The sequence below is a fragment of the Streptococcus mitis genome, from assembly GCF_946188685.1.
GTDB lineage: Bacteria > Bacillota > Bacilli > Lactobacillales > Streptococcaceae > Streptococcus > Streptococcus mitis_CC.
This window is the reverse complement of the sequence record NZ_CAMHWH010000006.1, coordinates 78,279-92,181: the sequence shown is the minus strand read 5'-3', so window position 1 is coordinate 92,181 and position 13,903 is coordinate 78,279. Positions and strand designations below refer to the sequence as shown.

Here is a 13,903-nt window from a genome sequence, read left to right as displayed (position 1 = left end):
TTTTTGTTAATTTCAGTACATTGCAATAAAAATCAATCTAATGACTACATTTTTGACTACATTTTTTATGAAATAAATTAGAGGCTCTAATATATAGGAAGAATCCAAAATCCCCTGCAAATCTATATTACAGGGGACTTGTGTGTTATTCTTGTACTTCTTTCTGAGCAGCCTTGCCTTGGTCTAGAAGGGCTTGGACAATTTTCTCATCGCGTAGTTTGACAGAATCGTTGATCATTTCTGCGGACTTGACGATGGTTGTTTCTAGTTGGGCACGTTTCTGGCGTCCCAATTCAATGGCAGCAACGATACCTTGGTTTTGTGCAACCAGACTTTCAGCCAGTTTGGTAACAGATTCGACAGCGACTGTCGGGCTTTGGGCAATTCTTTCCATCTGCGGAATCACTTCCTTACTGGTTTCAGCTAACATCTGAAGGGCAGCATTATTGGCATTGACAATGGCATCTGCCACGACACCTGATTTCATGGATTGTTGCAAAATACCAAGTTGGGCAATGGAAAGCTTCATTGTGGGAATCGTATTGCGACGAAGCATGCCCAATTTTTGGCGCATATCAGATGACACCTTCACAAGATTACGCATCTGAGGTGTTGTTGCCCAGGCAACATAGAGACGGCTGACATACTCAGTGTGTTGTTGTTCAAGGGTATTAACCACTTCAGCCATGCGAGCCAATTCTTGTGACTTGGTTTGGTATTCTACCGTACTTGTATCGAGTTGGTCAACTTGGGCCTTTAGTTCGGCAGCGCGCTTGCCAGCTTCTGTCTGGCTGGCTTCGATAAAGGAAATCACTCCCACTAGATTTTCAATGGATTTGGTATTGTCCTCAATCAACATCTCAGCAGAGACGATATTTCGAGCTAGCACATCTTCTTGCTTGACCACTGCAGCTGCCATACCATCAAGCTTTTGCTCTACTGTTTTTGAGTCAAAGTAAAATTCTTGTAGCGTATTTTTACTCTTGTTAAACAATCGTTGCAAAAAGTTTGGCTTCTCTTCTAACTCAGCAATTTCAGCGTTCTTGTATTTGACTACAAAGCCTTGCAACTCACGGTTGGTATTCTTGAGAAGATCATCTACTTGGGGAATTTGTAGTTTCTTTTGTTCTGACAAGATACGATTGACCGTATTGTTCACACCTTCGACAGCAGATTGTCCAAAATCTAAGAGAGCATTTTGATTGTTGACAAACTGGTCTACTAACTGGGGCACGTGCGCCTTGATTCCTTCTTGCTGCTCAGGGCTCAACTTTTCAAGGAAGGTCAAGGTCTTGTCCGAGCCAGTATTGGTCTCGATGATTTGGGTTGTTTTATCCACCTTAGCTACCGTATTATTGGCAATCTGGTCAATATCAAAATTAAATTCTGTCATGGTTACTCCTTTGTTTCTAACCTATTCTTTACGATCTTTTTCTAGGATACGCAAACTGATATCAAAATCACGCATATCTGTTTCATTGAGTTCTCTCAAGACTTGGTCCAGTTCAAGGTCAAATTGTTCGATGGCTGCTTTAGCTTGTTGCAAACGTTCTTCTGCCCGATTATAGTTCTTCGGATTAGCCTTAATCTTTAAATAGCCTTCTAAAATCGTTTGGAATTTCTCCATCTTCAAACTATGAATGGCCGTCAATTCTTCCTTATCCCCCTCAGCGGAGGTGGCAATCTTGTCTAAAATAGCCTGATGGTCAATGGCAATATTGGCCAAGGTCTGGGACAATTCTGGAGCTAATTCCTCTGGCTTCGCATTTTCAAGATCTACCTGACTTTCTCTATCCAAACGTTCTAGCTGAACATCGATGTTTGCCCTTACTGTACGAACCTTTTTGTCAATACGGTTGTAGACATCAGCATCGATATAGGATTTGAGACGATCCGCCTCCTGATGGATTTCCCTCAGTTCGATTAATACTTGATTGGCCAGACTCTTATAGGGCTCTGAACCGTTTTCTACTAAAGTTTCCTCTAGTTGCTGAATATCTTTGTCCGCCTGACGAATCCTAGCTTTTAAAAGCTCAATCCGGTCGTCTAGAGAACGATCCTGCAAAAGAGGATAGCGCCAACGTTTATAGAGACGATAACCACCGTATCCTAGCAGGACACAAGCCGCAAGTGGAAGAGCGTATTGAACCAAAAGGCCCAGTAAGAACAAGAAGCCCCAAAAATAGAGACAGCCTTTCCAAAAACCATTACCCGATTTCATAAACATTCCTTATTTTCAATTTATAAGTCTATTTTAGCACAAAAGAGCAAAATGATGGCGGAAATCCCCTAGAAAAGAGTTGATTTCTTTGCTGTAGAATGGAACTTGGTAGCGCGTGGGCTAATTTCAGTAAAGTGGACTCAAACCACAAACACACTCTGAGTAATATCAAAACAAAAGCTTGAAATATCGGAGGGGTTGTGTTAGAATGAAAGCATAAAGGGAAAATAATGCTTCTAGCATATATAACTAAAAAGCCCCACCGTGCTACCGATGGGGTTTTTTGCTACCCTCTAAAAGGGTTAAATGCTACTTGCTACGTCTCTTTATCCATAGCTTGAAAAGCTCAGATAGTACGTTAACAAGTAACGGAGCTAGAAAAAGGGAAAGTAACTCTAGCATACATAACACCTCCCTTCATTAAATTGAGGGGGACAAAATATTATATCATACCAGATTTATATCATCAATATCGCGTCATTCTTGGAATAGATAGACTTAGATACAAAAATAACCTTACTAACAAATCTCTAAGCAAACCCAGAAATCAACGTTTTAAGACAAAGCAAAAAGCCCACTGTTGTAGGCTTTCTGTAAGATATTTCTTAAAATTAAAGCATTTTGTTGTAGAATTCAACGACAAGTGCTTCGTTGATTTCTGGGTTGATTTCGTCGCGTTCTGGCAAGCGAGTCAATGAACCTTCCAATTTTTCAGCGTCGAATGATACGAATGCTGGACGTCCAAGAGTAGCTTCTACTGCTTCAAGGATAGCTGGAACTTTCAATGATTTTTCACGAACTGAGATCACTTGACCTGGAGTTACGCGGTATGATGGGATATCAACGCGTTTTCCGTCAACAAGGATGTGACCGTGGTTTACGAATTGACGAGCTTGACGACGAGTAGTCGCAAGACCAAGACGGTAAACAACGTTATCCAAACGACGTTCCAAAAGAAGCATGAAGTTGAAACCTAGGATTCCGCCTTTGATTTTTGTAGCTTGTACGAACAAGTTACGGAATTGTTTTTCACCTACACCGTAAGTGAAACGAAGTTTTTGTTTTTCAGCCAATTGCAAACCGTATTCTGACAATTTAGAACGGTTGTTTGGTCCGTGTTGTCCTGGTACGTAGTTACGACGTGCCAATTCTTTACCTGTACCTGTAAGTGAAAGGCCAAGGCGACGAGCTTGTTTCCAAGATGGTCCTGTATAACGTGACATGTAAATGTCCTCCTGATATAAATAATATTTCGGTGGAAATAGTCACTTAGAAAGCCCTGATTCGTGCAGATGCCCTTCGCCTAAACAGCCAAGGTTACTTATCATAAGACACCTGTTGACGAGCTTCATGCTTTCCTGCTGATATTTCACACAAAATCCATTTTACCATGAATAGCTGGATTTGTAAAGGGGGTTTAAGCTTTATTTTCATTGCCAGAGAGGTTAAGAAGGAGGGTAAAGGTACTTCCGAGGCCGTACTGGCTGGTAACTGTGATTTCTCCACCCAATTGATGGGCCAATTCACGCGCAATTGCAAGGCCTAAGCCATGACCACCTGTTTTCATATTGCGCGAAGTTTCGACACGATAAAGGCGTTTGAAAATATTCTCCAAGTCCTCTGGGGCAATCCCCTGCCCCTCATCGCTCACACTGATTGAAAGCTGGTTCTTCTCCAGCTTAGCTACCACCTCCAGCTTGGTTCCTGGAGCCGAGTATTTAAATGCATTATTGACCAGATTCACCAAGATACGAGAAAGTTTGGCATAATCTCCTTCAATCCGGGCAGACTCTGGGATTACCTGCAAGTGGACATCTCGCTCCTCCTGCTCAATCAAGAACTGAAATTCACTCATGCACTCAATCAAGAGCTGGTCCAGAAAAATGCTGTCCTTGCTAGTCGTTTCGACCTGATTTCTAGCTGTGTTTAGGGTCAAAAAATTCAACTCCTCAACCAGTTTATTGAGTCTTTCCGTCTGGCGCCCAATGGTTGCTAGATAATGGTCCTGTTCTCCTTCCTTGATAACCCCATCCAAAATCCCTTCTACCGTCGCTTGGATTGAAGTGATGGGGGTCTTGATATCATGCGATAGCTGGGCAATCATCAAGCCCTTTTCTCGTTCGCTTTCTTCCAAAGAATCAAAGGTGGCCTGCAAATCATGGGACATTTCATTGAAAGCTTGGCCTAATTGCTGAAATTCTACAGGGCCTTGAACCTCCAGATTTGAAGGAAAGTCCTTGTCTGCTACCCGCTTAGCATGTTCCTTAAGTTTGCTCAACGAAGTAAAGACCGGCGATAGGAGAAAGAGACTAATCCCAGCACCGACAAAACTAGCCATGAGAGTCATTCCCACTAGGAAATAAATTTCTCTTTCTTCAATTAACATTCGCTGGATGGCCCAAAAAACCACGATAATCGTTAGGAGTGTTGAAATGACATACCCCACTAAAATATAACTTTTTAATTTCATTGACTACCTCGTGCTTTCTCAATTTTGTAGCCCAAGCCCCAGACGGTTTTGATGGTCGGTGTTTCTGCACTAGCATGTTTAGCCAACTCCTGTCGCAGAGCATGAATATGAACATTCAAGGTATTAGTGTCATCCACATAGTCTTCTTGCCAGACCTTTTCATAGAGGTCTGTCTTAGAAAAAACTCGCTCTGGATTACTGGCTAAAAGCCATAGAAGTTCGAAGGATTTGACGGTCAAATCAAGCGCCACATCTCCGACTTGGACCTCATGACTACCGTGATTCATCCGTAAATCCCCGAGACTGACGACCTCTGTCTCACCTCCACGATGAAGGCGCCGTAAGATATTGTGGACACGCAAAACCAGCTCACGTGGACTAAAGGGCTTGGCAATAAAGTCATCTGCCCCTAAGCTTAGGCCGTAAATTTTATCCTGCTCACTGGTTTTAGCCGTGATAAAGAGAAAAGGCTGATCCGGAGATTGATACTGAACCTCGCTGATTAAATCATAACCATCCATGCGAGGCATCATGATATCTGTAATAATCAAATCAATCGGTTTTCGCTTGAAGATTTCCAAGGCATCTACTCCATCATGGGCCACCAAAACCTGATATCCTGCCTGAACCAGATAACGTTGATGAATATCTGTGATTTCTACCTCATCGTCAACGAGTAAAATTGTCTTTCCCATCTGTCTCTCCTTTGAAAAAAACAGTGCTATACCACAATAGTATAACACTATTTTAATCTCTTTACGAACATTCTAAACGATATCTAGATTTTTCATATCCTAGATAGAAAGTCTGTAGCTAGACTAGTCATTTTCTTCTTTTTTAGCTTTCAAACCGAGTCCACCTAGCAGGCCAGCCAATGCTAATCCAAAGAATCCAATAGTAGCCATTGATGTTTGGGCTTCACCAGTATATGGAAGCATGTCTTTTTGGTCTTTCATTTGATCAGCCGTCATTGGAGTTGACACCTTGTTATTAGATGCCATCTTGCCTTCATCAGGCATTTTACTTGAAGTTACCATAGGCTGACTAGCATTCATGGTTTTGTCCTGCTCTTTGTTAGGCATCATCTTATCCTGACTAGCAGCTGGCATTTTAGATTTCATATCATTGAGGGACTTATACCCATTCAAGTTCACTGTCAATTCTTTAGTCGCTACAAGGTTGCTCAAGTCTGCTTTGCCATCTTTAGCACCGTACACCTTGATAGTAGCTTTATAACTTTGAGTGCCGTTTTGTTTCAAGAGATCTAGAAGCTCTTTATCAGATTTTCCTTGAGTGCCGGCCAAGTCTACTTCATAGAAGTAAAGACCTTTGCCCAATTTCTCTACTGGTGGAAGGGCGGGGTTTTTAGCTGAGCTGTTGTCTGACCATGGGGCTTTGTCTGAGGCTTTCAAGATAAGGCGAGTCAACATACCGTCACCGGCGAAGAATTCGTACGGAATAACTTGGTTGACACCAGCTGTGAATGGACCAGGGAAGTTGGCCTTGTCCAAGTAAGTAGCTGGGACATCTACTGTGTCTTTAGTGTTGTCAGCCACACCTTTTTGCACTTCAGCTGGGGTGGTTAAGCCATTCAAATTGACATCCAAATTTTTTGTCGCTACGAGGTTGCTCAAGTCTGCCTTGCCGTCTTTAGCACCGTACACTTTGATGGTAGCTTTATAGCTTTGAGTGCCGTTTTGTTTCAAGAGGTCAAGCAAATCTTTATCAGATTTTCCTTGAGTGCCGGCCAAGTCTACTTCATAGAAGTAAAGGCCTTTGCCCAATTTCTCTACTGGTGGAAGGGCGGGGTTTTTAGCTGAGCCGTTGTCTGACCATGGGGCTTTGTCAGAGGCTTTCAAGATCAGACGAGTCAACATACCGTCACCAGCGAAGAATTCGTAAGGAATGACTTGGTTGACACCAGCTGTGAACAGACCTGGGAAGTTCGCTTTATCCAAGTAAGTAGCTGGGACATCTACTGTGTCTTTGGTATTGTCAGCTACGCCCTTTTGCACTTCAACTGGAGTAGTTAAGCCATTCAAATTGACATCCAAATCCTTAGTCGCTACGAGGTTGCTTAAATCGACCTTACCATCTTTAGCACCGTATACCTTGATAGTGGCTTTATAACTTTGTGTACCATTTTGTTTCAAGAGGTCAAGAAGATCTTTATCTGATTTGCCTTGAGTTCCTGCCAAGTCTACTTCATAGAAGTAGAGGCCTTTGCCCAAGTTTTCTACTGGTGGGAGAGCGGGGTTTTTAGCTGAACCGTTGTCTGACCATGGAGCCTTGTCTGATGCTTTCAAGATAAGGCGAGTCAACATACCGTCACCAGCGAAGAATTCGTATGGAATGACTTGGTTGACACCAGCTGTGAATGGACCAGGAAAATTGGCTTTGTCCAAGTAAGTAGCTGGGACATCCACTGTGTCTTTGGTGTTGTCAGCCACCCCTTTTTGAACTTCGGCTGGGGTTGTTGCTGGCTGAGCTTCACTTGATTCACGGTCTTGTCCAGCAACTGTAGCTGCAGGATTTGTCACAGGTTTAAGCGCATCTTCTGTTTCTTTCTTAGATTCTGGTTTTGCTTGCACTTCTTCTTTTGGCGCTACCACTTGGTCTTTATCAGCAACATTCACTTTTTCTGGAGAGCTTGTAGTATCCAAGCTTGCTTTAGGTGCTGAGTCTGCCTGTTCTGAAGGAAGAGCTGTATCGACTGCTTCTTTGAGAAGTTCTGCTGGTAAGTCGCTCTTTTCACTCACCGAAGCAGCGTCTGGCACGACTTGAGCAGGGGTTGGATTGACTACATCGGCACGCACTGAACTTGGTTGCCCAACTAGAACAAAGAAGCCACTAGCCACAACAACTGAGGCAACACCGACACTAAGACGGCGAATAGACCAACGAGTATATCTTTGATTTGGATTGAATTTCATAGGATTCTCCTTAGAGTTTTTCTTTATTTGATGACTCTAGTATAATCTCCTAAAATTAAAAAGGATTAAGAAAAAGTTAAAATTTTTCTTAAATCCCTCTTATAAAATACTTATATTAATTAAATCCATAAACAGATTTGGTGATTTGATAGACGACATTGGAAAGTTTGCGAGCTGGCAAGACGGAGTGTTTGGTCAAACGACTCAACATGGTCTTGCGAATAGTCTGAAAGACCTCTGGATTTTCCTGCTGAATATAGGTCCACAGCTCCCGTTTTTTGGCCAGATGCTCTGCTGTTCCAGCTCGGTTAAGCAAAGCACTGGAAATAACCGTCGTAATCTCAATGTGATTCAGCAGATACTCTCGCATTTTGGGGTGGCTTACTTTAGATAAATCAAGCTGGTCTACCAAGAGTCGATTGACCTTGAGTTGCTGGTCAATGCGCTTAATCATCACTTGCTCATTGACTGACTGGTCCTCACGCCCAATCAAATAACGATAGAAATCGACAGGCAGATAGTACATGGTCTTGACCTGCTGAAGGGGGGTAAAGACAAAGAGATTATCGACATAAAAGGTATGCTCAGGCAATTGGAACTGGCTCGTTCGCAACAAATCTGTCCGGTAAATCAGCGAGTGCATCATGATATACTGGCCTTTTGAGAAATTTCCAATCTGATCCCAGCCAAAAATCTTCTGGACAGGCAAGACTGACTCGTAACTCATACTCTTCTTACGAGACTGACCTTCCTTTTCATATACAAAATTAGTCACAAAGGCATCAACTTCCTGCCCCTCACTCTCTAGTTCCTGCAAGGTTTCGAGAATTTTCAGGTAAGCACGGGGATCCACCCAGTCATCACTGTCAACTACTTTAAAATAACGCCCAGAAGCCTCCGCCAAGCCACGATTGACCGCACCGCCATGGCCCTTATTTTCCTGATAGATGGCTCTAACGATGTTAGGATACTTGCTGACTAAACGCTCAGCGATTTCCTGAGTCTGGTCCTGAGACCCATCATTGATAATCAAAATCTCAACTTGCTCACCACCAATCACTAGCGACTCCACACAGTAATGAAGATAGGCTGCGGCATTATAGCTAGGAATGGCGATAGACAATAACTTCATAATCTACTCCTTTAGGGGACTGATTTTTTCTTATACTCTTCGAAAATCTCTTCAAACCACGTCAGCCCTATCTGCAACCCCAAAACAGTGTTTTGAGCAGCTTGCGGCTAGTTTCCTAGTTTGCTCTTTGATTTTCATTGAGTATTACTCTCTCTTGTCACTTCTTTTTATTTTACCATAAAGTCCAGCTTCTGAAGGACTTTTACTAGAATACAAGGGTTTCTGACTCTATTTGCTATCTTGGACATCAAAAAAGAAGGGATTCCCCTCCTTAGGAATTTAACTCTGCCAAGTCATCTAGATACTGGTTGTTAATCACCGCCAAGATATAGGCATCTGCTTTCAAGAGATCATTAGGCCCAAACTGGACGTCCAGTGGTGAATTTTCTTGCTCACGAAATCCTAGGACATTGAGGTTGTATTTGCCACGTAGATCCAGCTGGCTCAGGCTTTGACCTGCCCAAACACTAGGAATTTTCATCTCCACGATAGACACATTTTTGTCCAGCTGAAAGACATCAACATTGTTATGAAAGAGAATGGTCTGCGCTAGGGATTGCCCCATTTCATACTCAGGCGAGATCACCGAGTCGGCACCGATTTTTTCCAGTACCTTCTTGGCTGTCTGACTTTTGACCTTGGCAATAACCCTCGGCACACCCAAACTCTTACAGTGCATTACTGCAAGCACACTCGACTCCAGATTTTCCCCTGTTGCGACCACAACCGTATCACAGGTATCAATACCTGCAGTTCTGAGGAGTTCCTCATCTGTAATATCGCCCACAACTCCACGCGCCAAAACAGGTTCAAATTGATTGATGCGCTCGGCGTGGTCGTCAATGGCAATAATATTCATATCTTGCTTGGCGAGGGCCGTCAGGACACTACTCCCAAAAATCCCCAAGCCTAAAATTCCAATCGTACGATCTGACATCGTTCTTCCTTTCTTATCCAATGCTAATATCTGCTTTCATATACTGAATCAAATCTTTCTTATCAGGCTGGTAGTCAGCTAGACTAACCAGCAAGGTCAAGGGACCGATACGGCCAATAAACATGAGCACCATGACAATGCTAAGAGCTAGCTTGCCCAATTCTGGTGTCAGATTTGCCGTCACCCCAACTGTCGCAAGGGCTGAAATGGTCTCAAACATGAGGTAGATAAATCGCGGTGTTCCTTCTGCCGTAATTCCCAACAACATCAAGCCCAACAAGAAGGTCATCAAAAAGATAATGAAGACACTAAAGGATTTTTGGACTGTTCGAGCCTCAATGGTTCTCTGCGCAACATTGGCATGAGGCAAGCCCAGCAATTCACTACGCGCAAAGACCAACAAGACAAAGAAAGTCGTAATCTTGAGCCCCCCAGCCGTCCCTCCAGGCGCTCCACCCAGAAACATCTGTAGGATATAGATAAACAAGGTCACAGGTCGAGCTTGAGTATAGTCAATAGAAGCAAAACCGGCCGTTCTCATGCTGACGGTTTGGAAAAAGCTGACCAGCACTTTCTCTGGCACACTGAGATTGCCAATGGTTCCTGGATTGTGCCACTCCGTAAAGAGTGTGGATACTGTCCCAAACAGCAAAATCCCTGCAGTCAAGAAGAGGACTAGTTTGGTGTGGAAACGCAGACGGCGTTTTTTCTTCTTGTCAAACTGGGTTGCCAAGTCAAACCAGACCATAAAGCCAAGACCACCTGTGATAATCAAGCCAGCAATAACCAGATTGATTAAGGGATCCGTCTGAAAAGCCACTAAACTGCTACTGCCGAAATTATCAAAACCAGCATTACAAAAGGCTGAAATGGCTAAAAAGATAGAGGTGAAAATGCCTCGTCCCCAGCCGAACTCAGGAATAAAACGGAAACTTAGTAGAAAGGCACCCAAACCCTCCACTAGAAAAGTCGTCAAAAAGATGGAGCGCATAAAGGCCTTCAGCGACCGAGCCTCCCCGTAACTGAAGCTCTCCTGAATGGTTTCACGACTGCGAAGACTGAGCTTTTGCTTCCCCTGAATATAAAAGACCCCGATAAAAGTCATGAGTCCCAGACCACCGATCTGTATCAAGAGCATACAGATCAACTGCCCCCAGACATTATAGGTAGTAGCCACTGGTTGCGTAAAAAGGCCAGTCACACAGACCATGGACACCGTCGTAAAAAGATGGTCAAAATAAGTGGCCTGAGAACCATTTGCCTGAACAAAAGGCAAACTCAAAAGAAGAGAGCCTATAAAAATAACTCCAGCAAAACTTAAAAAGATCCGACGAGCTGGCGAAAGTCCACCCAAGGCCCTTTCAATTTTTTTAAGAAATAATTTGAATAACATACATCCATTGTACCATAAAAAGAGGGAGAGTAGCTATATCTGAGAAGTTATCTCAAGGCAGAGTTCCAAGGCCTTCTCAAAAGCTTCTGAACCCCAGTCACGACTATCGTACTGGTCCAAGTCTGCTAAGGAATCAGCTGTGAACAACAATTCACCCCAGAGAACCCCTCGCAGTTGGGCTACTGCCGCAAGCGCAGAACACTCCATCTCCACAACAGCACAGCCTTCCTCCTTGCGATAAGCCACCTTTTCAGCTGTTTCTCGGTAAAAACCATCTGTGGTCCAGGTCATGACTTCTTCATAGGGAATCCCTCTGGCCTCCAAAACTTGCTCAATAGCAGCAATAGCCTCTGGCTGAATTTCCATATAACGAGAAGGGGCCACATAGTGATAACTAGCTCCTTCATCTCGCAGAGCGCGAACAGGGACTAGAAAGGCATTTTCTTCTATATCAGCCAGCACACCACAGGTTCCAGCGGAAATAATCTGCTCCACACCATAGCCAATCAACCAATCCATAAGCTGGGCTGCTGGAGCTGAACCAACAGGAGCCTGAGCCAGACAAAGTTCTTCGCCTTTGTAGTTCACGACATAAACTGGATAGGTCTTGGTGGCAGAAACAAATTCGCCGGCACAGTCCGCCCCTACTTCCCTCGCATAGCGGTCAATCTCCTCACCTAAAAAAGCATAGACACACTTCTTTGGTAAGTGCAAGTCCAGCCCCTCGTGATTGGGCATGATGACCGCTTGAGGATTGTCATCAAACTCTAAAATAGGAATCGCATGTTTCTGAATCATAATCCACCTCCTCTGATTTTGTACTATTGTATCAAAAGCTGACAGAGTGTCAAGGAATTCTCTTTAGCAAGCCAGAAATCTCCTCTTCCATACACTTGAGAAATCGTTGCACCGCTGGAGAAGTCGGTTTCTGTTTTGGCAAAGCGATTGAGGACTTATGAAGAATACAAAATCCAACAACAAAAAAGACATGAATCTGAAATAAGCAGAACATGTCTTTTTTAGCTTGTTTGAAAGTCAAGTAAATAAATCTTAGCTCTTCTAGAACTCCCTTATTTCCACAAACCACCTAAAATCTGTTTTTCTAATAAGTCTAGGTCCTCTTCCTTTATTTCTCCGTTGTCGCTAACGATATAAAGTTGAGCGAAGTAAGCCAACAATGGACCAACACAAATACGAACCATTTGAGGAATCGTTAACTCTGGATTTACACGTGGATCTGCTAGCAATTCTTTATGAAGCACTCGAAGTTTATCTTGAATAGCATTCCAGATAAAAATCTGTTCATTTTTTAGTTTCTTATTTGAAAAACTCTCCTGCAGAATGATTTTCATCAAAGCACGATTTTTTTTGAGATAGCTCATACGATCGTGGACGAGATAACGAACCCTCTCTTCTGTCGTTTCAAAAGCTAAGAGTTCCTCAACAAAACTACCGAAAATGCCTGGGACTACAGGATGTAAAATAGCCGTCAGTAGATCATCCTTCGTCTTAAAATACTTAAACAAAGTTGCCTGGCTTAGTCCAGCACGCTCAGCTATGTGAAGAGTTGAGGTCCCATGGTAACTCCTAGTTGATATGAGATCCACTGCTGCCTGCATGATTTTTTTCTTTCCTTGAGGGTAATTCGCTTCTTCTAAGTAATCTTCAAACGATTCAAAAACAGTCTTATCCATCTAATCTTCACACCTTTTTAGCATTATTTATGTTGATTTCTAAACTTTACGATAACGACGCAATCCAACAATATTGAGAATTGTTAAAATGATCAAGAAAATCATTAAAACACCAAGATTTGGCAAAATATCACCAAGATTGTGTCCGTAAAGAATAATCTGGCTTATTGCATCACCAGAATAGGTTAATGGCAAAAATTTCCCCACAGTTGGAGCCCATGCTCCCATGGATGACAATGGAATAATCCCTGAGAAAAAGAGTTGAGGCATAATCACGAGAGGAATAAATTGCATCATTTGGAATTCTGATTTTGCTAGAGTAGACAAGAGAATTCCAAAAGCTAGTGCTACAAGAGCCAGTACCACATTAACTATTATAACATTTAAAATATTTCCTACAACTTCTACATCTAGTAGCCAAATTGCTGCTAAGACGACAACTGCCGTTTGAAAAATCGCAATAATACCGTAAGACAACATATAGCCATAGACAATTTCAGAACGTTTCACTGGGGTTGCTAACAAGCGATCCAAGGTTCCACTTGTGCGCTCTTTCAAAAGTGCCATACCAGAAATCAAAAAGACAAAGAAGAAGACCACAAAGCTAATTAAAATTGGAATCATACGTGCAAAGAATCCAGTATTTTTATCTCCATATTGGTAAGATTCTTTGATTTCAGGCGCCTTTGCATCTAATTTCAATTGTGGAAGAGCTTGTTTGATACGAGATAGTAACTGATCGGTGCCTTCACTGGCGATACTTGTTCGTAACACTTGTCGTATCATAGATGTCTTGGAGGCATCTGTATTTGCGTAGTCGACCTGATACTCACCGTCTTTATAAGAAATCACAGCATCGACTTTTTCATTTGCTAGCGCTTCTTTGGCCTGATCTAAGTCTTGATAAGTCTCGATGTCCACATGATCAAGCTCATCCATTTTCGTTATCAAACCAGTTGGTAGATCTTGTGTCGCTAACTTGACATTCACGGTTGTACTAGCTGAAAACATGAGGTTCATCAGCCACATAATAAATACCGGCGCTACAAACATCATAGCCAAGGTTCGTTTGTCACGAAGCAATTCTTTGATAACTTTTTTAGCAATAGCAATGGTTCTCATC

The 13,903-nt window shown here is 42.8% G+C and carries 12 protein-coding genes; all 12 read right to left on the bottom strand.

What is annotated here, in order from left to right:
- Positions 1-145: 145 nt before the first annotated feature.
- The gene (locus N8N51_RS07035) at positions 146-1,393 is read right to left on the bottom strand and encodes a toxic anion resistance protein (protein WP_024056759.1); all 1,248 of its coding nucleotides are present in this window, start codon (positions 1,391-1,393) and stop codon (positions 146-148) included.
- A 21-nt stretch (positions 1,394-1,414) separates the two neighbouring features.
- Positions 1,415-2,221 carry a coiled-coil domain-containing protein gene (locus N8N51_RS07030; protein WP_043901556.1) on the bottom strand — a complete coding sequence of 269 codons (807 nt, stop codon included), beginning with the start codon at positions 2,219-2,221 and terminating at the stop codon, positions 1,415-1,417.
- A 611-nt stretch (positions 2,222-2,832) separates the two neighbouring features.
- Positions 2,833-3,444 (bottom strand): 30S ribosomal protein S4, encoded by a 612-nt coding sequence (gene rpsD / locus N8N51_RS07025; RefSeq protein WP_000092756.1) that lies wholly within the window; start codon positions 3,442-3,444, stop codon positions 2,833-2,835.
- A 194-nt stretch (positions 3,445-3,638) separates the two neighbouring features.
- On the bottom strand, positions 3,639-4,691 hold the full coding sequence (locus N8N51_RS07020) for a sensor histidine kinase (RefSeq protein WP_024056862.1): 1,053 nt from the start codon (positions 4,689-4,691) through the stop codon (positions 3,639-3,641).
- Positions 4,688-5,386, bottom strand: coding sequence for a response regulator transcription factor (locus N8N51_RS07015; RefSeq protein WP_024056861.1), 699 nt, complete (start codon positions 5,384-5,386; stop codon positions 4,688-4,690). The genes N8N51_RS07020 and N8N51_RS07015 overlap by 4 nt, the downstream gene beginning before the upstream one ends.
- Positions 5,387-5,509: 123 nt before the next feature.
- Positions 5,510-7,624 (bottom strand): SSURE domain-containing protein, encoded by a 2,115-nt coding sequence (locus tag N8N51_RS07010; protein WP_261103881.1) that lies wholly within the window; start codon positions 7,622-7,624, stop codon positions 5,510-5,512.
- 115 nt (positions 7,625-7,739) lie between these two features.
- Positions 7,740-8,756, bottom strand: a complete 1,017-nt coding sequence (locus N8N51_RS07005) for a glycosyltransferase family 2 protein (RefSeq protein ID WP_084950517.1) — start codon at positions 8,754-8,756, stop codon at positions 7,740-7,742.
- A gap of 271 nt (positions 8,757-9,027) precedes the next feature.
- Entirely contained in the window at positions 9,028-9,693 is a 666-nt protein-coding gene (locus N8N51_RS07000; protein WP_001283909.1) for a potassium channel family protein, read from the bottom strand.
- 13 nt (positions 9,694-9,706) lie between these two features.
- Positions 9,707-11,086, bottom strand: coding sequence for a TrkH family potassium uptake protein (locus N8N51_RS06995; protein WP_125454801.1), 1,380 nt, complete (start codon positions 11,084-11,086; stop codon positions 9,707-9,709).
- Positions 11,087-11,119: 33 nt separating this feature from the next.
- On the bottom strand, positions 11,120-11,884 hold the full coding sequence (locus N8N51_RS06990) for a nucleoside phosphorylase (protein WP_261103880.1): 765 nt from the start codon (positions 11,882-11,884) through the stop codon (positions 11,120-11,122).
- Between the two features lie 272 nt (positions 11,885-12,156).
- The gene (locus N8N51_RS06985; protein ID WP_000361928.1) at positions 12,157-12,780 is read right to left on the bottom strand and encodes a TetR/AcrR family transcriptional regulator; all 624 of its coding nucleotides are present in this window, start codon (positions 12,778-12,780) and stop codon (positions 12,157-12,159) included.
- Positions 12,781-12,819: 39 nt separating this feature from the next.
- Positions 12,820-13,902 (bottom strand): ABC transporter permease, encoded by a 1,083-nt coding sequence (locus N8N51_RS06980; RefSeq protein WP_049487697.1) that lies wholly within the window; start codon positions 13,900-13,902, stop codon positions 12,820-12,822.
- Between the last annotated feature and the right edge of the window lies 1 nt (position 13,903).